This is a genomic window from Streptomyces sp. NPDC007983 (assembly GCF_042958345.1).
Classification (GTDB): domain Bacteria; phylum Actinomycetota; class Actinomycetes; order Streptomycetales; family Streptomycetaceae; genus Streptomyces.
Genome location: NZ_JBIBJI010000006.1, coordinates 171,736 through 191,897, shown reverse-complemented (window position 1 = coordinate 191,897; position 20,162 = coordinate 171,736). Strand labels below are relative to the sequence as shown.

General features: G+C 74.2%; 16 protein-coding genes. 5 read left to right on the top strand and 11 right to left on the bottom strand.

All coding sequences use genetic code 11. The annotated features are described in order from the left end of the window. Positions 1 to 77: 77 nt before the first annotated feature. Positions 78 to 1,526 (bottom strand): sialate:H+ symport family MFS transporter, encoded by a 1,449-nt coding sequence (locus ACFZCY_RS20665; protein WP_391174922.1) that lies wholly within the window; start codon positions 1,524 to 1,526, stop codon positions 78 to 80. After that, a complete protein-coding gene (locus ACFZCY_RS20660; RefSeq protein ID WP_391174919.1) occupies positions 1,523 to 2,461 on the bottom strand; it encodes a dihydrodipicolinate synthase family protein in 939 nt (312 codons plus the stop codon). The genes ACFZCY_RS20665 and ACFZCY_RS20660 overlap by 4 nt, the downstream gene beginning before the upstream one ends. A 158-nt stretch (positions 2,462 to 2,619) precedes the next feature. Here ACFZCY_RS20660 and ACFZCY_RS20655 point away from each other — a divergent pair, with 158 nt between their 5' ends. Further along, positions 2,620 to 3,123, top strand: a complete 504-nt coding sequence (locus tag ACFZCY_RS20655) for a DUF1203 domain-containing protein (RefSeq protein WP_391174916.1) — start codon at positions 2,620 to 2,622, stop codon at positions 3,121 to 3,123. Here ACFZCY_RS20655 and ACFZCY_RS20650 read toward each other — a convergent pair. The 3 genes from ACFZCY_RS20650 to ACFZCY_RS20640 all read right to left on the bottom strand — a co-directional run bounded on the left by ACFZCY_RS20650 (position 3,120) and on the right by ACFZCY_RS20640 (position 6,592). Next, positions 3,120 to 3,839 (bottom strand): endonuclease V, encoded by a 720-nt coding sequence (locus tag ACFZCY_RS20650; RefSeq protein ID WP_391174913.1) that lies wholly within the window; start codon positions 3,837 to 3,839, stop codon positions 3,120 to 3,122. The two genes, ACFZCY_RS20655 and ACFZCY_RS20650, sit on opposite strands and share 4 nt — an antisense overlap. Positions 3,840 to 3,863: 24 nt before the next feature. Continuing rightward, the gene (locus ACFZCY_RS20645) at positions 3,864 to 4,952 is read right to left on the bottom strand and encodes a WD40/YVTN/BNR-like repeat-containing protein (RefSeq protein WP_391175932.1); all 1,089 of its coding nucleotides are present in this window, start codon (positions 4,950 to 4,952) and stop codon (positions 3,864 to 3,866) included. 146 nt (positions 4,953 to 5,098) lie between these two features. Then, the gene (locus tag ACFZCY_RS20640) at positions 5,099 to 6,592 is read right to left on the bottom strand and encodes a sigma factor (RefSeq protein WP_391174911.1); all 1,494 of its coding nucleotides are present in this window, start codon (positions 6,590 to 6,592) and stop codon (positions 5,099 to 5,101) included. A 247-nt stretch (positions 6,593 to 6,839) separates the two neighbouring features. Between ACFZCY_RS20640 and ACFZCY_RS20635 the strand changes: the two genes are divergently transcribed. Beyond that, the gene (locus ACFZCY_RS20635; RefSeq protein ID WP_391174907.1) at positions 6,840 to 7,256 is read left to right on the top strand and encodes an SsgA family sporulation/cell division regulator; all 417 of its coding nucleotides are present in this window, start codon (positions 6,840 to 6,842) and stop codon (positions 7,254 to 7,256) included. A gap of 53 nt (positions 7,257 to 7,309) precedes the next feature. Here the strand turns inward: ACFZCY_RS20635 and ACFZCY_RS20630 are convergent, their stop codons facing one another. Together ACFZCY_RS20630 and ACFZCY_RS20625 are read right to left on the bottom strand one after the other, a co-directional pair. Next, positions 7,310 to 7,993: a GPP34 family phosphoprotein gene (locus tag ACFZCY_RS20630; protein ID WP_391174904.1), complete on the bottom strand. Its 684-nt coding sequence runs from the start codon at positions 7,991 to 7,993 to the stop codon at positions 7,310 to 7,312. Between the two features lie 126 nt (positions 7,994 to 8,119). Then, complete coding sequence (locus ACFZCY_RS20625) at positions 8,120 to 8,746, bottom strand: hypothetical protein (protein ID WP_391174901.1); 627 nt, start codon at positions 8,744 to 8,746, stop codon at positions 8,120 to 8,122. 192 nt (positions 8,747 to 8,938) lie between these two features. Here ACFZCY_RS20625 and ACFZCY_RS20620 point away from each other — a divergent pair, with 192 nt between their 5' ends. Then, positions 8,939 to 10,702 carry a helix-turn-helix domain-containing protein gene (locus ACFZCY_RS20620; protein WP_391174898.1) on the top strand — a complete coding sequence of 588 codons (1,764 nt, stop codon included), beginning with the start codon at positions 8,939 to 8,941 and terminating at the stop codon, positions 10,700 to 10,702. Between the two features lie 6 nt (positions 10,703 to 10,708). Here ACFZCY_RS20620 and ACFZCY_RS20615 read toward each other — a convergent pair whose 3' ends face one another. The 4 genes from ACFZCY_RS20615 to ACFZCY_RS20600 form a co-directional block, all read right to left on the bottom strand. Beyond that, complete coding sequence (locus ACFZCY_RS20615) at positions 10,709 to 14,116, bottom strand: hypothetical protein (RefSeq protein WP_391174895.1); 3,408 nt, start codon at positions 14,114 to 14,116, stop codon at positions 10,709 to 10,711. Between the two features lie 109 nt (positions 14,117 to 14,225). Further along, positions 14,226 to 15,077: a MerR family transcriptional regulator gene (locus tag ACFZCY_RS20610; RefSeq protein WP_391174891.1), complete on the bottom strand. Its 852-nt coding sequence runs from the start codon at positions 15,075 to 15,077 to the stop codon at positions 14,226 to 14,228. A 15-nt stretch (positions 15,078 to 15,092) separates the two neighbouring features. Next, positions 15,093 to 15,854: an ABC transporter permease gene (locus ACFZCY_RS20605; RefSeq protein WP_391174889.1), complete on the bottom strand. Its 762-nt coding sequence runs from the start codon at positions 15,852 to 15,854 to the stop codon at positions 15,093 to 15,095. Continuing rightward, on the bottom strand, positions 15,851 to 16,660 hold the full coding sequence (locus ACFZCY_RS20600) for an ATP-binding cassette domain-containing protein (protein ID WP_391175927.1): 810 nt from the start codon (positions 16,658 to 16,660) through the stop codon (positions 15,851 to 15,853). The genes ACFZCY_RS20605 and ACFZCY_RS20600 overlap by 4 nt, the downstream gene beginning before the upstream one ends. 460 nt (positions 16,661 to 17,120) lie before the next feature. Here ACFZCY_RS20600 and ACFZCY_RS20595 point away from each other — a divergent pair, with 460 nt between their 5' ends. Both ACFZCY_RS20595 and ACFZCY_RS20590 read left to right on the top strand, forming a co-directional pair. Then, positions 17,121 to 18,590, top strand: a complete 1,470-nt coding sequence (locus ACFZCY_RS20595) for an aldehyde dehydrogenase family protein (RefSeq protein ID WP_391174886.1) — start codon at positions 17,121 to 17,123, stop codon at positions 18,588 to 18,590. Continuing rightward, positions 18,587 to 20,140 carry an amino acid permease gene (locus ACFZCY_RS20590; RefSeq protein WP_391174883.1) on the top strand — a complete coding sequence of 518 codons (1,554 nt, stop codon included), beginning with the start codon at positions 18,587 to 18,589 and terminating at the stop codon, positions 20,138 to 20,140. The genes ACFZCY_RS20595 and ACFZCY_RS20590 overlap by 4 nt, the downstream gene beginning before the upstream one ends. Positions 20,141 to 20,162: the final 22 nt, after the last annotated feature.

Sequence of the window (20,162 nt, the reverse complement as noted above, 5' to 3'; positions counted from 1 at the left end):
GTGACACCACCGCTGTAACACCGCCGATGCTAAGAACGCGCCCCTCATTCCACAAGCCCCCACCCGGGGCGGGGGGTTCAGCCCGGCGTGTCCGCGGCAAGCGGGCGCTCCCGCAGCAGCTGGTCGCCCGTGAGCCCCGGGTCCACCAGACGGCCCAGCCGGCGCGGCACATCGGCTCCCACCAGCACGATCACCACCAGCGTCAGACCGGACGTCAGCACCGCCAGGGCCTGCCCGAGCGGCATGCCCTCCGCCAGGCGCGCGCCCAGCACCGGCGCCACCGCGCCGCCCAGCGCTCCGGTGTTGTAGACGAAGCCGAGCGACGCGGCGCGGTTCTCCGTGGGGAAGTGGCCCGCGATGTACTTCGGCAGGATGCCGGAGATCCCCTGGCTCAGGGCGAGCAGACAGAACAGCAGCACCCCCAGCCCCACCAGCGTGTCCCGCACGGCGAACACCGGGAAGACGAAGCACAGTGAGGCGAGCAGGGTGTACGCGTAGGCCCGCCGGGTGCCGAACCAGTCACCGGCGAACCCGGCCAGCCAGCATCCGGCCATCGTGCCGAAGCCCGCGTAGAACATCGCGTCGGTGACCTCGGAGGGCGCGTACCCCAGCTCGGTCTTCAGATAGGTGGGCAGCAGCGCCTGGATGGGCCAGCTGTAGAGGAAGGCGCAGAAGACCGTGCACATCAGCGCCACATACAGCAGCCAGCCCCGGCGCCCGCCGAGCTGGGCGGCGAAGGCGAGCAGAGCGCCCGCCGCCAGCAGCGACAGCGGCCACCGCCAGCCCTCCCCCAGCGGGGTGAAGACGCAGAACAGCGCGGTGCTCGCGGCCACCGCCAGGGCCGCGTTGGGATACCCGCGGCGGCCGGTGAACAGAGGACGGAAGGGGTTGGGCCGGGCGGCGCCGGACGCGGCCACCTCCGCGCGCCAGTCCCCCGCCTCCGGGAGCGCGCGCCGCACCCACAGCGCGACGAACACCGGCAGGACGCCGATGTAGAACATCCAGCGCCAGCCCCAGTGCGGTACGACCCACTTGTACAGCTCGGAGGCGATGATCGTGCCGCCCGCGTAACCGGAGATCAGAAAGCCGGAGGCGCGGTTGCGCAGCTGGGCGGGCCAGCTCTCCAGGGCGTACGTCGCGCTCGCGCTGTACTCGCCAGCCATGCCCATGCCAATCAGTAGCCGGGCGGAGAACAGGCTGAAGTAGTTCCAGGCGAAGCCGCACGCGAAGGTGCCCAGGGAGTAGAGCAGAATGCTGGCGATCATCGCGGGCTTGCGCCCGTACCGGTCCCCCATCGCCCCGAGCAAGCCCCCGCCGAGCCAGCGGGTGATGAACGCCCCCGAGACCAGGCTCGCCGCCGACGCCGCGCTCAAGTCGAACTCATCGGCTATCTCGGTGAGTACGAGCGTGATGAGCACGAAGTCGAAACCGTCGAGCAGATAGCCGATCCAGGCGGCGAACAGCGACTTCCACTGCCGCCGGGAGACCTCGCGATACCAGGGCGTGTGCGATGCCTCGGCCGTCACGGCAACAGCCCTCCCTCTTCCAGCAGTTGGCGCACCGTCTTCACCGCATCGCCTCCGAGCGGCACCTGCGGCACGGCCGTCGCCGGGCAGGCGATGACGCCCAGCAGATGCAGCGCCGCCTTGAACGCGCCGAGCGCCGAGGAACTGCCGCCCATCGCCGCCGGGTCACCGGCGTCGGTGAGGGCGAACAGCGCCGCCAGTCGGTCCTGTTCGGCCGCGGCCCGGTCCCAGCGGCCCGCGCGGGCGTGCCGGTAGAGCCGTACGAAACCCGCCGGGTCGACGTTGCCCAGCCCGGGAACGACACCGTGGGCACCGGCCAGCAGGGCGCCGTCCACGGCGAGTTCGGAGCCGGTGAGCACGGAGAAGGTCTCCAGGAGGCCACGGCGGCGAGCCTCCACCAGCAGCCGACGCAGCGCGCCGTCGTCGCCGCTGCTGTCCTTGAGCCCGGCGAGTGTGCCGTCGGCGGCCAGCGGCAGCACGATCCCGGGCGTCAGCTTGGAGTGGACGGAGGCCGGGATGTCGTACGCGAACAACGGCAGCCCCGCGCCCTCGCGCACCCGCCGGAAGTGGTCGGCGATCTCCACCGGGTGGGTGCGGGTGTAGAAGGGGGCGGTGGCCACGATGGCGTCCGCGCCCAGCGCGGCGGCGGTACGGGCATGGTCCACGACCCGCTCGGTCGCCATGTCGATCGCCCCCGCGAGCACCGGCACCCGCCCGGCCGCCGCCCCGACCACCGTCTCCAGGACGGTACGGCGCCTGCCGTCGCCCAGATACGCGGCCTCGCCGCTCGACCCGAGCGCGAACAGGCCGCTCACGCCCGCGTCGACCAGCCGCTCGGCGAGGGCGGTGAGGGAGACCGTGTCGACCTCACCGGCGGGGGTGAGGGGAGTGCACAGGGGCGGGACGACACCGGTGAGCGGAGCCGGAAGACTCATCAGGACCTGCCTTCCTTATGGGGCAATCTGGACGTCGGACGTCCCATGTTTTGGGGCGAATGTGACGGAGCACCAGCCCCCTGTCAAGTACGCCCGCTCCGAGCGCCCCGTCCGAATAGCGCCAGCCGGCGCCGTGTCCGCGGACCACCATGAAAGGCATGAGCGACGACAACGGGTATGAGATCCGGGCCATCGCGCCCGAGGTGGCCAAGCAGCTGCGGATCCGGGACGACGCGGGCAACCCGCCGCGCATGGTGGTGGACGACGAGGAGGGCAACAGCCCGCTGCGCTGCTGCCTGGGCCGCAGCCGACCGGGCGAGACCATCGCCCTCGTCTCCTACGCCCCGCTGCGCCGCTGGGCCGGGGAGACGGGCGCCGAGCCCGGCCCGTACGACGAGCAGGGGCCGGTCTTCATCCACGCCGAGGAGTGCGACGGCTGGACCGGCCCCGGCTTCCCGTCCGGCATATGGGGCGACCACCGGGTGCTGCGCGCCTACTCCGCCCAGGGCAGCATCCTCGGCGGCCGGCTGCTGACCGGCGTCGGGCAGCGGGCGTGCGAGGAGACCCTCTCCGAGCTGTACGCGGACCCCGAGGTGGCCGTGGTGCACGTGCGCTGCGTCGAGTTCGGCTGCTTCGTGGCCGAGACGCGGCGGGTGGGCTAGGGGGTGTCCGCCAGGGCGCGGCGGCACAGGGCGTCGGCGCGGCGGGTGGTCTCGGGCTGCCGGTAGTCGCGGGCCAGATGGAGGGTGTACGCGCAGGCGTCCTCGATGGTCACCCGGTGGCCGACGGACACGAACACCGGCTTCACTCCGCCCCGGGTGCGCAGCGCCCGGCCGACCTCCTCGTCCCCGTCGAGCAGCGGCGTCCAGTCGCCACGGCGCGGGCCGGGCGGGTCGTGGCGGAAGGCGAAGGGGTTCTTGGCGACGCCGATCGTCGGCAGACCGGTGAGCACCCCCAGATGGCTGGCCAGCCCGAAGCGGCGGGGATGGGCGATGCCGTAGCCGTCGCAGACCACGACATCGGGGCGGTGGCCGAGCCGGTCGAGGGCGCCGAGCGCGTCCAGCACGGCCGGGATCTCGCGGAACGCCAGCAGCCCGGGCACATACGGGAAGGTGACCCGGCCGACCGCCGTCGTCTCCCCGACGACGGCGAGGGTACGGGCGTCCAGCGCGACGGCGGCCGCCGCGACGACGCCCCGCTCGTCGTCGTACGCCACGTCCACCCCGACGACCGCCCCGGCCCCGCCGCCCGGGGCGGGCACGGCCCCGCCCTCCGCGCGGACGGATCCCCGCAGCCGCTCCTGCACGGCGGTCGCCTCGGCCTCGGTCGCGGGCCAGTCGCGCGGGAGTTCATAGCGGGGATCGATGGCGCTCGTCATGACCGGTCACGCTACCGGTCGCCGCTACCGGGCCGGCTCCAGGCGGGCGATGCGGCCCTGTTCTCCCGACGCCCAGCAGCCGCCGTCCGGGGCGCAGTCCACCGTGTCGTACGAGCCGGAGTCGAGGGCGCGCCAGGTGCGGCCGCCGTCCGCCGTCACGTCGGTGCCCGTGGGGCCGACCGCGAGGGCGGCGCGGTGGGCGTACGGGAGCCAGGCGGCGCCCGAGCGGTAGGCGGGCGGGGGCTCGGTGGCCGGGGCCCAGGCCGCGCCGCCGTCCGCGGTGACCGCGGCCGCGCGCGGGGACGGCTGGCCGGGGCGGTAGTCGCCGCCGACGGCGAGGCCGTGGCGTACGTCGTGGAAGGCGAGGGCGAAGACGCCGCGGGCCGGGTCACCGGCGGGGAGCGGCGCGTCGGCGACCGTCCAGGTGCGGCCGCGGTCGGCGGTGTGGAAGACCCGGGCGGTGGCGGCGCCGCCGGTGGCGAACCACGCGTCCCGGCGCCCGGCGCTCACCAGGCACTGCCCGCTCGCGGCGAACGCGGCCTCGCCCGGTTGGGCCGCGGGCATCCCGCCGGAGGGCAGGACGCGCCAGGTGCGGCCGCCGTCACCGGTGGCGAGGATGCGGTACTTGCCGTCGACCGGGTCGCTGAGCGCGAGGCCGTGGCGGGCGTCGAAGAAGGTCAGGCAGTCGTAGAAGGCGCGCGGATCGGGGTTACGGAAGGTCTCGCTCCAGGTGGCGCCGCCGTCGTCCGTACGGAAAACGCGCGACGCCTCGCCCTCGCCGATGGCCAGCACCACCGCGCGCCGCGCCCCGAACGCCTCGATGTCGCGGAACTCCAGCCCCTCCGCACCGGGCGGGGACACGTTCCGCCAGGTGCGCCCGCCGTCGCGGGTCCGCAGCACCGTGCCCTTCGTGCCCGCGACCCAGGCGGTCCGGCGGCTCATGGCGGCGAGTCCCCGGAAGCGGGCGTCGGTGCCGCTGTCCTTCAGGCGCCATCCGGCGCGTACGTCGGCACCCGCCGGTTGGCCCTGCGCGGGCGCGGCGAGGGCGGCGGCGAACGCCGCCCCGCAGAGCCCGGCGGCGGCCAGGCGTCTCATCATGCCCATGATCCCCATGCGCGTCATGGGGGTGGAAGCTAGCCCATGGGCGGTACGCCGTCCATATCGCCCGGGGCGGCAGGGAGCCCGTACGGCGCCCGAACACGCGGCGGCGCCCCCGGGAATTCCGGGGGCGCCGCCGATCGGCCGTCAGCCGTGCCGGGTCAGTTGTTCACGCAGAGCCGGACCAGCAGCGATACGCAGTTCTGCGAGTCGTCGGTGGCCGCCGAGGTCGGCGTGTCGGGCTGGCCCGGCGTCCCCTGCGGGTCCGCCGTGCCGCCACCGTTGCCGCCACCGCCGCTCGTCGGGTCCTGCGTCGGCGACGAGGGCTTGGAAGTGGGCTCGGAGGTGGGCTTGGATGTCGGAGTCGACCCGGATTCGGACGAGTTGGGCGACTTGGTCGGCTTCGACGGTGTCGTCGGCCTCCCCGAGGGCGAGGACGCGGGGTCCGAGGGCGCGGACGACGGGGCCGTGGACCGCGACGGGGACACCGCGCTCGACGGCACGTCCGACGGCCCCGGCGCCTTCGTGGACGGCCTGCTCCGGGACGCCTCACCCTTGCCGTTCGCGCGCGGCGCGTCCGGCGTCCGCGACGCGGCGTCGGTGGCGTCGGTACCGGACGAACCCGACGAAGGTGAGGAGTCGGCTGATTTATGGCTCGGCGCCGACGCCGCCGCCGGCTGCCCGGCCTCCGCCGCGCCGCCGTTGGTGAGGGCCAGGCCCGTCATGACCGCCGCGCCCGCGACGAACAGCACCCCGGCCCCGGCCACCGCGACGGCGACCGGCCCCGCCTCGCGCACCTGCCCATGCATCAGGTGGCGCATCGAGCGGCGGCCGGAGACGAGCGGGCCGTTCGCCGGAGCCGCGTGCGCACCGCCGATCGGCACGGTCGCCGGACCGCCCACCCCAGCGGTCCCGGCGCCCGCCGCGGCGGCGCCCGTCGTGGCCCAGCCGCCCGCGGCGGCCAGCGGCCGCAGGTACGGCGCGGTGCCCCGGTCGTACAGCGCCAGCAGCGCCGGGCCGGTCAGCGCGGCCAGTCGGCCATCGGCCGCCACCAGCCGCTCCATCCGGGACCGGCAGTCCGGGCAGCCGTCGATGTGCACCGCGATCCGCTCGGCCTGGTGGGGGTCGTCCGTGCCCAGCACATGGCCGGGCATACCGTCCCAGTGGCCACCGCAGGCAGCGCTCGCCGGGGTACCGGGCTGCGCGCGCAGGAACTCGTGGCGCAGGCTCTCCCGGGCCCGCTCCACAAGCGTGGCCGCGGCCTCGGCGGTCGTCCGCGTACGACGGGCCGCCTCCTCCGGCGGCAGGTCCTCCGCCTCGGCGAGCCAGAGCGCCGTGACCCAGCGCTGCGGCAGCTCGCCGAGGACACGTATCAGCGGTTCGAGGAGCGAGGCCTGCTGCGGCGGGCCCCAGTTCACCGAGGCCACGGCGAGCCCGCGGACGGCGCTCGTCAGTTCGCCCGGTACGGCGTCGGCGTCGATGGACTCCCCGGTGCGCAGCCGCCGCCAGACGCGGAAGTGCGCCTCGGCGACGAGGTCTCCCGCCGTCCAGGGGTTGCCGGTGAGGGTGCGGGCGTACCCGACAAGTCGTGGATATTCGGATTCGTAAAGCCGGGTGTACGCGGCCGCATCCAGCGCCGCGGGACGCATCGTCATGGTGGAACAACCCCTGGGGTGGGTGCCTCGGGAGAGCGGAGTGCGGCGGAAGTTTTGTAACAGCTCCGCACGGCACCCGAGACCGTGCATGGATTTCGCAAGCCTAAATGCCGTATGTCCCCCCGAAAAACCGGTCGTGACGCACGTCACGCCCCACGCGGGTGCACTGGCCCGTCGGCCCGTACGTCTTATGGACGTAGAGACGGCGAGGACTCGCACCGATCGCAATCGCAAGGGAGCAGGCGTTGTGACCACTGTCATCGACCAAGCAGTCCAGGCTCACCTCATCGCGTCGACCCCGGAAGCACGCGCCATCCCGGCATGCCTGCGCTACGAACGCGACGACCCGTTCGCCGTCCGCGTCTCCTTCCCGCCGACCGCGTCCCTCGACGGTTCCGCCGTGGAGTGGACATTCGGGCGGGAACTGCTCGCGGCCGGGCTGCGCGGGCCCGCGGGCAGCGGGGACGTGCAGATGTGGCCGTGCGGAACGCAGCGCACCGTGCTGGAGTTCCACGCGCCCGAGGGCATGGCCATGGTGCAGTTCGACACCGACGACCTGCGGCGGTTCCTGGGCCGCTCGTACGCGGTGGTGCCCGAGGGCGCCGAGGGCGGTGAGCTGGACCTGGACGACGGGCTGGCGTCGCTGCTCAGAGACGCCGCCTGAGCGAGAACCCGAGAGAAAGCCTGAGAGAAAACTCCCTTTTGCCGGTAACCGGGTCAGTTGGTGGTCGTGGTCGCGGCGGTGGTCGCCGCCGACAGCGCCGTGGCGACCGCGGCGGCGAGCCCCGCCCGCACATGGTCGACCACGCCCTCCAGCGCGGCCCCCGGCGCGCCGCCGCGCACCTCCAGCTCCGCGATCCGCTGCCGGTGCGCCTCGAGGTCCTTGTGCGTGACGACGGTCGTCAGCCCGCCCGCCGCGGCGAGCGCGATCAGCGCCGCGTCCCGCTCGGACACCTCGGCCGCGGGCTGTCCCCCGTACAGGACGCGCACCGCCTCGTCCCGCATCCCCGCGACCAGCTCCGGCCGTTCCAGCGCGTACTCCCTGACCGGGAACAGGCCGAGCACCCGCCGCGTGGTCGTGCGCAGATACCCGGCCGCCCGCAGCTGGTCCCGTACGGCCCGCTCGGTCAGCTGCGGCTGATGCCCCACCCAGGTCCCCCAGGCGCGCGGCCGTGACTCCTCGATCAGCTCCAGCAGCCCGTCCAGCGCCGGGTCCCCGGTCCGCGCGTCCGGCAGCGGCTTGGGCCGCCCCTTCGCGTCGACGAGCAGCTCGCGCTGCGCGAGTTCGGTGAGCGCCCCGGCCTGGACGAGATAGCCCACGTGCGTGACGGGCTTGCCGGTGCCCGGATCGAAGGCGAGCAGGTAGAGCGTGGCGGCGAGAGAGAGCGAACCGTTCGGCACGGGATCCTCCGGGCGTGATCCGGTCGGGCGGGTGCACCAACCTCTCCGGACAGCACACCTAGGGCGTGTGCCCTCCCCCGGCGACGCCGACGCGCACCCTTCCGGTCTACGGGTCATTACGGGTGGTTACGGGTGATACAGCTTCACCACCGCCGTGGTGGTCGTCCGCCGGAACGCGTCGACCGGGGCCTGTTCGTAGCCCCCCATCTCGCCCCACGCGACGACGGTGACGGTCCGCCCGTCGCGCCCGACCCCGTAGAGGTGGATCCCCGGCTCCGAGTCCGGGTACGAGGTGTGGACGCCGTACACGTGGGCGCCGTCCTCGGCGGGGAGCGTGCCGTAGTCCCGCCAGGACGCCGAGGCCTCGGGGTGGTCGCGCCGCCAGTCGGCGGCACAGTTCCGCACCTTCTTCCCGGCCGCCGCGGCGAGCTTGCGCGCGGCGTCCACGGTGGCGGCCTTGACCACGATCTGGCTCGCGGTCGTGTCGTACTCGGTCCAGAAGGTCCGATGGGTGGCCCCGGCCGAGGGGAGCGTGTTCTCGACGCAGAACGGGGCGTCCTCGGGCAGCCCCGGGGTGACGTCGCTCGCGTACCAGTCGGACGACGGGTGCGGCGGCAGCTCCTTCGGTACGAGGTGGCCGGGCGTGCCGGAGGCCGCCGGGGCCGCTGTCGCGGCCGTGGACCCGGCGATGAGGGCGGCCGCGGTGAGCGCGCCGAGGGCGGCGGTGCGGAGGGTGTGCGGAGACATGGGCATGGAAGGGTTCCTCGCTTCGTTGAGGGATGTGCATCGATGTGACGAGCGTGCGCCGCGCCGCGCCACGGCCGCTACGGCAGGCGTGGCATCCGGGACGCCGGAATGCCTGCACGTACGCTGACTTGGGGGTACGACGGCAGCCTGGGACGCGCCCGCGGAATGTTCCGGCGGGCCGAGGAGGGGGATGGGCCGGTGGGCAGAGCCGATGCGGTCGAGGAGTTCGCGGAGAGCCTGCGCGCGCTGAAGGAGCGCTCGGGCCGCAGCTATGCGGCCTTGGCCACACATCTGCACGTCAGCACGTCCACGCTGCACCGCTACTGCCACGGCGACGCGGTCCCCGCGGACTACGCCCCGGTGGAGCGCCTCGCCCGCCTCTGCGGTGCGGCCCCGGACGAACGGACAGCCCTCCACCGCCGCTGGCTCCTCGCCGACGCGAGCCGCGCGACGACGCGGGCGAGCGGCCGCGGCTCCGCGCCGGGTGCGACGGCGGACGAGCCCGGCCCGTCGGACACGGCGCTCGGTACGCCCAACGGCCCGGCCGAGGCCGCACCCGCCGCCGGTGGGGAAGGAGCAGAGCGGCCGGGGGCTCACCGTACGGCCGAGGATCGGCCGGACGAGGGCCGGGCGCCGGGCGCCGAGGGAGCCGCCGGGGCCGGCCGGTTCAGCGGCGACAGCGCGAGCCGGGCCCGCCCCGGTGGCGCGGCACGCCGTACAGCCGGCGGACGGCCGGACGAGAACCGAGCGCAAGACGTCAAGGCGACCGCCGGGCCTGGGCAGTTCGGCGGCGCGGCGCGCCGCACGCCCGGCGACGCGGCGCCGGACGCCGAGGGAGGCAACGGCCCCGGGCCGACCGGAGCCAGGCACGCGACGGCCGGGCGGGCCGGGGCGGCGGCTCGGGCACGGCGGGTGGCCGGGGCGGCGCGGGCAGGCGGGCGGGCTGAGGCGAGGGGCGGCTCGGCGCGGGGGCGGTTACGGGCCGTCCCGGGCGACGCCGCGGCGGTCCGCGCCCCCTGGCGGGCCCGGCCGGGGGCGCTGGTGGCGGGCGCGGCCGCCGTCGTCGTCCTCGCCGTCACGGCCGTCGAGGTGCGCTCGTCGTCCGGCGGCGATGAACCGCGGCACCACACCGCCGCCTCGCCCCCGGCGGCGACCGCGACGCCGAAGGCGCCCGCGACGCGCCCGCCCACCGCCGGGCCCACCGCCCGCGGCCATCTGGACCGCAAGGAGTCCGGCGACGGGCCGAAGCCGGGCGCGGCGCACGGCGAAGAGCCGGGGCGGCGCGACGGCGGAACGGCCGCCGCGCCCGGCGCGTCCCGTCCGCCCGGGAACGGCACCGCGCGCCTGCCCCTCACCCTCAGCACCCGCTCCCACGTCTGGGAGAACGGCTGCGACCACCGCTACCTCATCGACCGGCCGCCCGCCGACGTCGCCCCGCCGCCCACCGAGCAGGACGCCCCGGCCTGGGCCGCCGCGCATGGCGCGGTGCACGGCGGGACCACCAACGTCGAGGCGACGGTCCAGGGGCGGGCGGCGGGGTCCGCGGTCGTGCTGCGGGCCTTGCACGTACGGGTCGTGGGGCGCCGTACGCCGCTCGCCTGGTCGTCGTTCGCCATGGAGAACGGCTGCGGCGGCTCCCTCACCCCGCGCGCCTTCTCCGTCGACCTGGACGCCGCGCGCCCCCGGGCCCGCCCCACCGACGGCAATGACGCGGGCGAGCCGGTCCCCGCCGTCCGCTTCCCGTACCGCGTCTCGGCCTCGGACCCGGAGGTGCTGCTGGTCAACGCCCGTACGGCGGGCTGCGACTGCAGCTGGTACCTGGAGCTGGAGTGGACGAGCGGGGACCGCTCCGGGACGGCGCGGATCGACGACCACGGTGCGCCGTTCCGCACGAGCGGCGTCAAGGGCCGCCCCGCGTACGTCTACGACTACGGCGAGGGGGCCTGGCGCCGGCGCACCTGACCAGACCTACTCTCCCGCCGTCGTCAGCCGCAGCGCCGCGTCCCGCACATCCGGGTGCGGATGCCGCCGCAGCTCGCGCACCCGCTCCCGCCAGGGCTCCGCCCATTCCGTACGGGGGCCGCCGACGCCCGTGAGGACCGCGGCGAAGAGCCCGGCGGCGTGGCCGCCGTCCTCCTCCAGCTGCCACGCGGCGCGCAGCAGCGCTTCGCCGCCGCCCGGCCGCGAGGCGGCGCCGAGCCGGTCCCGCAGGATGTCGGCGGTGCGGGCGGCGAGCGCGGGGCGGGAGGTGTGCAGCCGGGCGAGGCGGGCGAGCGCGGCGGTCAGCGCCGAGGGGCGGGCGTCCAGGTCGAGGGCCTGGACGAGCACTTGGGCGGCCTCGGGGACGAACGTCTCGTATCCGGCGAGGAGTTCGGCGGCGCCGAGCGCGTGGCGCCGCGTCTCCCGGGGCCGGACCCGTGCGCGGCGGGCGAGTTGGGTCGACAGGTGCCGGATGCGCTGGCGGGCGGGCCGGTCGCGGTCCGCTTCGGCGTCGGGCATGCCGGTGCGGGCGTCGGCGGTGACGAGGGCGGCCAGCGCCCAGGCGAGGGGGTTGTCCTCGGAGGTGCCGTCGGGCGCGGCGGCCATGAGGGCGAGCAGGGCGTCGGCGGCGGACCGCCAGCTCGCCCGGTTGCCGAGGTCGGTGACGGCCACGACCAGCAGCGCGGCCGCGTCCGGTGCCCAGGGCGACCAGCGGGCGAGCGCCGCGTGGCCGGAGGCGGCCACCTCGGGGTCCTCGGTGTCGCAGACGACGCGGATGAGCTGGGCGTAGCGCTCGCGGTGGAGTTCGGGGAGGTCGAGCGGCCGGGTGCGCAGGACGGCGTGGCGCAGTTCGCGGCGCCCGCCGGCGGCGGCCGTCAGCAGTTCCCAGGCGCGTTTGGTGCCGAGCAGCCGGGCGGCGAAGCGGACGCAGACGGCCTGGACGTCGGGGTGCTGGCCGGGGAGCCCCTGGGCGTCGGCGAGGAGGGTGGCCGCGTCGGAGGCGGGGAGGTGGGTGGCGGCGAGCCGGGCGGCCTCCTTGCGGCTGGTGACCTTGGCCGGGACGGTCGGTACGGCGGTGGCGACGCCGTCGGGTGCGAGGACGCCGCGTATGAGCGCGTCCAGCCGGGACGGCGCGACATACCGGGCGGCCCTGGCCGCCGCGTACACCGCCACCCGCGCGCGGTCGCCGCCCGCGTGGGCGAGCAGCACGGGCAGGGCGTCGCCGGGGAGGCGGGTCCGGGGCAGGGCGGCGAGGGCGGCCTCGGCGAGCACCACGTCCTCGGCGGTGGCCCACGTCCTGACCAGCGGCGTGCCCTCGTCGAGCGGCGCGGCGCGGGCGATCGCGGAGGCGCGCTCGGCCGCCGGGAGGGTGGTGTCGGCGGCGGCGCTGGCCAGCAGGCGGGCGGCGGCTGCCTGCTGGCGGGGCAGCCAGCGGGCGGTGTCGCGGCCGGTGGGTGGCGTCCAGCGGGTGCCGTGGGTGAGGAAGCGGCCGTAGGGCGGGGTGTCGCCGAGGGCGAGGTCGAGCAGGTCGGTGCGGCGCCGGGTCAGCACGGCCAGGACGGGCGGCAGGACGGCGGCCGAGGGCTCCTGGGCGAGGAGATCGGCCACTCGGTCGTCCCGTTCGCGGGGCGGCTCCAGCCACAGGGCGATCGCGGTGCGGGCGGTGGCGCCGCGGCCGAACGCGATGGCCTGCCACAGCAGTTCCTGCAGCTCGGGCAGGGTGTGGGCGCGCCGTCCGAGGGAGCGGGCGAGGGCGAAGGTCAGCTCGTGGTCGACGCGTTCGGCGCCCGCCTCCAGCCAGGGGCGCAGCGCCTCGAAGACGGTGTGTTCCTGGCCGCGCCGCAGCTGGTGGTCGAGGCGGCCGAGGTCGGCGGCGCCGACGCTGCCCGCGAGCCGGGTGATGGTGCGCAAGCCCCAGCCGAGCAGTTCGCGCCGCCCGGTGACGGCGTGTTCGCGCAGCAGGGCGACGGCGAGGCGGCGCAGCGCCCGGCGGGTGCCGGTGGAGGAGTCGCGGGCCTCGATGGCGTCGGTGGCGACCCGGTCCAGGGGTTCGGCGGCGTCGTCGGTGAACAGGGCGGGCGGGGTCGCGGCGAGCGCGTCGAGGGCGGCGTGGCGCACCGGGTCCTGTTCGTTGCGCAGCCGTTCCAGCTGCCGCAGCAGCGCGGTGACGGCGTCCGGGTCACCGGACCGGGCGGCGTTGCGGATCAGCAGCGGGTAGGCGGTGGCGCGGTCGTCCGCGTCGGCGCGGCGGGTGGCCGCCAGCAGCTCGTCGTGGGCCTCCTCGACCGGCAGATACGCGACCGCTTCGAGGACCGTGGTCCAGTGCGCGCCGCGCTCGCGCGCCTGCCCGGCCATCCGGCGCGCCTCCGCCTGGCGGCGCGGGCGCGGCAGCGCGTCGAGGACGGCGGGTGCCAGGACGGCGTGGGCGGGGTCGCGTTCGGCGGTGGCGGCGTCGAAGAAGGCGGCGCGGCGGGCGGGCGGCAGTGCGGCCAGCAGCCGCGCCAGGGCCTCGGCGTCGTGCGCCAGGGCCCGGCCGAGCGCGTCGAGTTCGGGCGGGTCGGCCGTCACGAGACGGCGCAGCACGGACCGCTCCAGTCCCCGGCCGCGCAGCAGGTGCGTGTGCTCGGGGGTGAGCAGCAGATCGAGCGTACGGCCGGGGTCGGCGGCCACCAGCGTGCCCAGCCGGTGCCGCAGCGGTGGCGGCAGCGGGCTGTGGCACCGCCGCTCCAGCAGGTCCAGCACGCGGTGCGGTTCGGCGCGGGCGGCGAGCGCCACGCCGGGCGCGTACCGCAGCCACCAGTCGGCGCGCAGCGCCGCGGGCAGCGCGGTCAGCTGCCGCTCGGCCTCGTCCAGGACGGCGGCGGGGTGGCGCGCGGTGAGGGGCCGCCAGCTGCCGACGGCGTGGAACAGCGCGGGCAGCAGCGTTGCGACGGTGTCCGCCCCGCACCCGGGCAGCAGCCGCGCCGCCTCGGCATCGCCCCAGCGCTCCCGCAGCGGCTCGACGAGCCGGTCGGCGAGCGCGGTGCGGTGCTGGGCGACGACGGCCCGGATGAGCTGGCGCCGTACGGCGGCGGGCGCGTCCTCGAACGCCGCCTCCAGCGCCTCGTCCCCGACCCGGGCCCGCAGCGCGTGGCACCGCACCAGGGGGTCGGGGTCGGTGAGCAGCGTCTCCAGATGGCCGGTGCGCCCGCCGATCGCGGCCGCGGCGGCGGCCAGCCGCCGCTCGTACGCCCCACGCGCGGCCAACTCCTCGACCAGTCCGGCCAGTTGCCCCCGCGTACTGGCCGCCCGCACCCGCACGGCCAGCTCCCGCATGCGCCGCGGAAAGGGCAAGGGGTCGAGGGCGGCGATCAGTTCGTCGGCGAGGACGCGGGGCGCGTCGGGGTCGTACACCATGCCGAGGATTCTCCCCGCCCCCCGCCACGCGCCGCCGCCGGGTCGTCTCCCCACCCTGCCCCTCCCCGAACCGGTCGAGACCCGCTTGGGATAAACACGGTGGGTGGCGTCATTCGATCGTTTGACGACAGGGGCAGTTCGGTGACGGCGGCACCGCTGCTGCGTGCTTCTCGGTGGATCCGGTTCGAGCGTTGAGCCTGTCGGCAGGCACTCGCTCGATGCGGGTCCAGCCCCTCCAGCCCCGCTCCTCCAGGATCGCCACGACCCGCTCGGCGCCCGGTGAGGACTCGACCATGGTCGAGTCCAGCAGGTCGGCGAACCGGTCGTCGAAGACCTCGGCCCCCAATTCGCCGGCCTCCGCGGCGCGAATCATCAGGCGTTCCAGGATGTCGGCGATCTCGACGACCCGCGGATCGTCGGCCGACCGGATGAGCGCGCCGCGGAGAAGGCCGTAGAGCTTCACGATGTCGGGGTCGTCCAGCTGCTCGTGCTTTTGGGCGATCACGGCGTCGATCAGGTGCGGCACCTGGGCGGCGACCATGATCCAGGCATCCCTCTCCATCTCGATGTACTGCTCCTCGACGCCGAGACCGCGCACCCGGTCGAGGTAGTCCACGACGCTCCGCGGGAGCGCCAGGTGCTCTCCGGCGGCGAGCCTGGCGAGCCGTTTGCGGGTGCCCTGCAGCCGCCGGATCTCGGCGCGCAGTTCCTTGTCGATCTCCTGGACGCCGTCGGCGAACTCCTCCGGGCCGGCGTCGAGCAGTTCCTGCACCCGGGCCAGCGGCACGCCGGCATCGGTCAGGGTGTGGATCCGGATCAGTCGCACGACCGCGGCGGCGTTGTAGGTCCGGTATCCGGAGCGGTCGCGCTCGGGCTCCGGCAGCAGCCCGATGTTGTGGTAGTGGCGTACCGCCCGCACCGTCACCCCGGCGTACGCCGCCAACTGACTGATGGTGAGCATGGGTTTCAGACTGCCTCAGACAATCTTCCGGCGATAGGCGACCATCGCGAAGCCGTACGCCACGACGAGGATGCCGACGCACCACGCGAGGGCGGTCCAGATGTCGTCGCCGACCGGCTGCTGGGCGAACAGGTCGCGGATCGTGTTGACGATCGACGTCACCGGCTGGTTCTCGGCGAACCATCGCACCGGGTCGGGCATGGTCTCCGTGGGCACGAACGCCGAGCTGAGGAACGGCAGGAAGATGAGCGGGTAGGAGAACGCGCCCCCGCCTTCCGCCGACTTCGCGGAGAGACCGGCGATCACAGCGATCCATGTCAACGCCAGGGTGAACAGGAGCAGGATGCCGGCGACCGCGAGCCAGGCCGGCACTCCCGCCCCCGAGCGGAATCCCATGAGCAGAGCGACGCCCACGACGATCACGAGCGAGATCAGGTTGGCGACCAGCGAGGTCAGCACGTGCGCCCACAGCACGCCCGACCGTGCGATCGGCATGGACTGGAATCGCTCGAAGATCCCGCTCTTCATGTCCGTGAAGAGCCGGAGCGCGGTGTAGGCGATGCCCGACGCGATCGTGATGAGCAGGATGCCGGGCAGCATGTAGTTCACATACGAACCCGGCCCGGTGTCGATCGCGCCGCCGAATACGTAGACGAACATGAGCATCATGGCGATTGGCGTGATGACGGTCGTGATGATGGTGTCCATGCTGCGGGTGACATGGCGCAGGGTCCGTCCCGCGAGCACGCCGGTGTCGCCGAAGAAGTAGGTGGTCATCCTTGTTCCCTAGGTGTTCGGGCCGTGGCGTCGCTCTCGTCGTCGGCGCCGATGACCGCGAGGAAGATCTCCTCCAGGGTCGGCTGCTTCTCGACGTACTCGACGGTGGCGGGCGGGAGGAGTTGCTTGAGCTCGGCGAGGGTGCCGTTCACGGTGACCCGGCCCTGGTGAAGGATCGCGATCCGGTCGGCGAGCTGCTCGGCCTCGTCCAGGTACTGCGTGGTGAGCAGCACCGTGGTGCCGTACCCGGCGAGCCTTTTGACCGTCTGCCACACCTCGATGCGCGCCTCGGGGTCGAGCCCGGCGGTCGGCTCGTCCAGGAAGATCACCGGCGAATTCCCGATGAGGCTCATCGCGATGTCCAGGCGGCGGCGCATGCCACCCGAATACGTCGACACCCTGCGTGCGCCCGCGTCGGCCAGCGAGAAACGCCTCAGCAGGTCATCCGCGATCGCGCCCGGTTCCTTGAGGTGCCGCAGCTTTGCGACCAGAACGAGGTTCTCCCGACCGCTGAGGATGTCGTCGACGGCGGCGAACTGTCCGGTGAGGCTGATGGACTCCCGCACGTTCGCCGGTTGCGCGGCGACGTCGAAGCCGTTGACGCCGGCCGTCCCCGCGTCGGGCTTCAGGAGCGTGGCGAGGATCCTCACGGTCGTGGTCTTGCCCGACCCGTTGGCGCCGAGCAGGGCGAAGACGCTGCCCCGCGCCACGTCGAAGTCCACGCCGCGCAGCACTTCCAGCTTCCCGTACGACTTCTCCAGGCCCTGCACGCGAATCGCCGGGCCGGCGATCGACTGGGCCGTCATGGGCGGGTCTCCCGCCTTCCGCATCGGCGCACTCATGGTCGTCTGCCTCCTCTGTGGAGCTGTTCCAGCCGGCTGCGGGGAAGCTCCTGCCAGAAGGATGGAGGGTTGCCCCGGCGTCAAGGTCAAGCCGGCCCCCCCGACCACGGCAGTCGGACGTCTCGTCGATGTACCCGGCGGCGAGGCCGTAGCGGGCGATGTCCCAGGCCGGCGACGGGCCCCGGGCAGAAGCCCCTCACCAGCAAGAACAGGAAGACCACTCGCCATCACGCGCAGCGGTGGCGATCGGCAGGCGCGCCCTGGAGCACCCGGCTGAGCCAGGGTCCTGGCACCAGGACAGAGCACCCGCCGGAGGTCAATCGGTGTCCGCACGCCGTGCGGGGCCGCCCGGTGGCCCTTACGCTCGGTGTGTGGGCCGTCGGGCAACCCCAATACATGGCAACCCCAATACATAGGGGGAAACATGCCGGAGCTGTTCATCGGCGGACAGTGGACCGCCGCCCTCGACGGACAGACGCGGGAGATCCGCTGCCCGGCGGACGCGTCCCTGGTGGCGGCGGTGGACGAGGCCGGGCCGAAGGACGTGGCCGCGGCGGTCGCGGCGGCCCGGGACGCGTTCGACCGCGGGCCGTGGCCGGGCACCGCGGCCGCGGAGCGGGGGCGGCTGCTGCTGCGCGTCGCGGATCTGCTGGAGCGCGACAAGAGCGACCTCGCCCGGGCCGAGTCCCTGGACACCGGGAAACGGCTGGCGGAGAGCGAGTACGACCTGGACGACATCGCCGGGTGCTTCCGCTACTTCGGCCATCTGGCCGCCGCCGGTGGCGCGGACCGGGTGCTGGACACGGGCAGTCCGGAGATCGACAGCCGGGTGGTGCGGGAACCGGTCGGGGTGTGTGCCCTGATCACGCCGTGGAATTATCCGCTGCTGCAGACGGCGTGGAAGGTGGCGCCCGCGCTGGCCGCCGGGAACACGTTCGTCCTCAAGCCCAGCGAGCTGACCCCGCACACCGCGATCGGGCTGCTGCGGCTGCTCACCGAGGCGGGGGTGCCACCGGGCGCGGCGAATCTCGTCCTGGGGGCCGGGTCGACGGCGGGCGCGCCGCTGGTCACGGACGAGCGGGTGGACATGGTGTCCTTCACCGGCGGCGTGGTGACCGGGCGGTGGATCATGGCGGCGGCCGCGCCCACGGTCAAGAAGATCGCCCTGGAGCTGGGCGGCAAGAACCCGAACATCGTCTTCACCGACTCCGATTTCGACACGGCAGTGGACTACGCGCTGACGGCGGCGTTCCTGCACTCGGGGCAGGTGTGTTCGGCGGGTGCCCGGCTGCTGGTGCAGGAGCAGTTGCACGACACGTTCGTGGACGAGGCGGTGGCCCGCGCCCGGGCGATCCGGCTCGGTGGCCCGTTCGACGAGGACGCCCGTACCGGCCCGCTGATCTCGGCCGCGCACCGCGACAAGGTGGCCTCGTACGTGGCGGCGGGGATCGACGAGGGCGCGGTGCTGCGCTGCGGCGGGGCGCCGCCCGACGAGCCGTCCCTCGCGGGCGGCCACTACTACCTGCCGACGGTGCTGGACGACTGCACGCCGGACATGAGGGTGGTGCAGGAGGAGTCGTTCGGCCCGGTGCTCACGGTGGAGCGGTTCCGGGACGAGGAGGAGGCACTGGCGCTCGCCAATGACACGGTGTACGGCCTGGCGGGCGCGGTGTGGACGCAGGACGCGGAGAAGGCGCACCGGGTGGCGTCGCGGCTGCGCGCCGGAACGGTCTGGATCAACGATTTCCATCCGTACGTCCCACAGGCCGAGTGGGGAGGGATGAAGCAGTCGGGCATCGGCCGTGAGCTGGGCCCGGCGGGGCTGCACGAGTACCAGGAGACCAAGCACATCTGGCGCAACACCGCGCCCCGCCCGCAGCGGTGGTTCGGATGACGTCAGCCGACCCCACCGAGCCACCCGGGCCCGGCCCCCGCAAGGCCGCGGCACACGACGACGATTCGCTCGCGGAACTCGGCTACCGGCCGGAACTCAAGCGCACGCTGGGCAACTTCCACACCTTCGCGGCCGGGATCAGCTACATCTCCATCCTCACCGGCACCTTCCAGCTGTTCTACTTCGGCGTGACCCACGGCGGCCCGGCGTACTGGTGGTCGTGGCCGATGGTGTTCCTCGGCCAGCTGATGGTGGCTTTGTGTTTCTGCGAGCTGGCGGGGCGCTATCCGGTGGCGGGGTCGGTCTACAACTGGTCCAAGCTGCTGGGCGGCCCGCATGCCGGCTGGCTGGGCGGCTGGATGATGATGACCGCCTCGATGGTGTCGCTGGCGGCGGTGGCGCTCGCGTACCAGATCACGCTGCCGCAGATCTCCTCGTGGTTCCAGTTCATCGGCGACGGTGGCAGCGGCACGGAACGGGCGGCCAACGCGGTCGTGCTCGGCTCGATCCTGGTGCTGTTCACCACCCTGGTGAACGGCTTCGGGGTGAAGCTGATGGCCCGTATCAACTCGGCCGGTGTGGCCATCGAGCTGATCGCCGCCATCGTGCTGATCCTGCTGCTGGCCGCGCACCTCACCCGTGGCCCGTCCGTCGTGACGGACACCTTGGGCCGCGGCGAGGGGCAGTCGCTGGGCTACTTCGGCGCGTTTCTGACCGCCTCGCTGGCCTCCTCGTACGTCATGTACGGCTTCGACACGGCGTCGTCGCTCGGCGAGGAGTCCGTGGACCCGGGCCGCAACGCACCGCGCGCGATCCTGCGGGCGCTCGTCGCGTCGTTCCTCATCGGCGGGTTCATCCTGCTGTTCGCCCTGATGGCGGTGGAGAACCTGCACGCGAGACAGCTGGCGCAGAACGGCCTGCAGTATGTGGTGCTGTCCACGCTCGGGCACACCATGGGCGAGATCATGCTGTGGTGCGTGGTCGTCGCGATCACGGTGTGCGCGCTGGCCGTGCACACCGCCGGCATCCGGCTGATGTTCGCCATGGCGCGGGACAACAACCTGCCCGGCGGCTCCCGGCTCGCCCATGTCCATCCGCGCTTCCGGACCCCGGTGCTCCCGGCCATCCTCATCGGTCTGGTGGCGGTCGCGATCCTGGTCATCAACATCAACCAGCCGCAGATCTTCTCGGTGGTCACCAGCATCGCGATCATCATGATCTACGTGGCTTATCTGCTGGTCACCCTGCCCATGCTGGTGCGGCGGCTGCGGGGACAGTGGCGCCCCGCCACCGGCCGCTTCTCGCTGGGCCTCCTCGGCGCGCCGGTCAACGCGCTGGCCGTGCTGTGGGGCCTCGCGATGTCCGTCAACCTCGCCTGGCCGCGCGCCGAGGTCTACAACGCGACCGGGCCGCAGCACTGGTACCTGCGCTGGGGTGCGGTCCTGTTCATCGGCGTGGTCGCGCTCGGCGGCTTCGCCTACTACTGGTTCGTGCAGCGCAGACACACCGGCGTACTCGCCGAGCACGCCGCCGCCCCGACCACCCCGTGACTCCGTGACCCCGTGACCCCGT

Coding starts and splice junctions, on each gene's coding strand:
- ACFZCY_RS20660 (WP_391174919.1), bottom strand. CDS start 2,461: ATGAGTCTTCCGGCTCCGCTCACCGGTGTCGTCCCGCCCCTGTGCACT.
- ACFZCY_RS20655 (WP_391174916.1), top strand. CDS start 2,620: ATGAGCGACGACAACGGGTATGAGATCCGGGCCATCGCGCCCGAGGTG.
- ACFZCY_RS20650 (WP_391174913.1), bottom strand. CDS start 3,839: ATGACGAGCGCCATCGATCCCCGCTATGAACTCCCGCGCGACTGGCCC.
- ACFZCY_RS20645 (WP_391175932.1), bottom strand. CDS start 4,952: ATGGGGATCATGGGCATGATGAGACGCCTGGCCGCCGCCGGGCTCTGC.
- ACFZCY_RS20640 (WP_391174911.1), bottom strand. CDS start 6,592: ATGACGATGCGTCCCGCGGCGCTGGATGCGGCCGCGTACACCCGGCTT.
- ACFZCY_RS20625 (WP_391174901.1), bottom strand. CDS start 8,746: ATGCCCATGTCTCCGCACACCCTCCGCACCGCCGCCCTCGGCGCGCTC.
- ACFZCY_RS20615 (WP_391174895.1), bottom strand. CDS start 14,116: ATGGTGTACGACCCCGACGCGCCCCGCGTCCTCGCCGACGAACTGATC.
- ACFZCY_RS20610 (WP_391174891.1), bottom strand. CDS start 15,077: ATGCTCACCATCAGTCAGTTGGCGGCGTACGCCGGGGTGACGGTGCGG.
- ACFZCY_RS20605 (WP_391174889.1), bottom strand. CDS start 15,854: ATGACCACCTACTTCTTCGGCGACACCGGCGTGCTCGCGGGACGGACC.
- ACFZCY_RS20600 (WP_391175927.1), bottom strand. CDS start 16,660: ATGACGGCCCAGTCGATCGCCGGCCCGGCGATTCGCGTGCAGGGCCTG.
- ACFZCY_RS20595 (WP_391174886.1), top strand. CDS start 17,121: ATGCCGGAGCTGTTCATCGGCGGACAGTGGACCGCCGCCCTCGACGGA.
- ACFZCY_RS20590 (WP_391174883.1), top strand. CDS start 18,587: ATGACGTCAGCCGACCCCACCGAGCCACCCGGGCCCGGCCCCCGCAAG.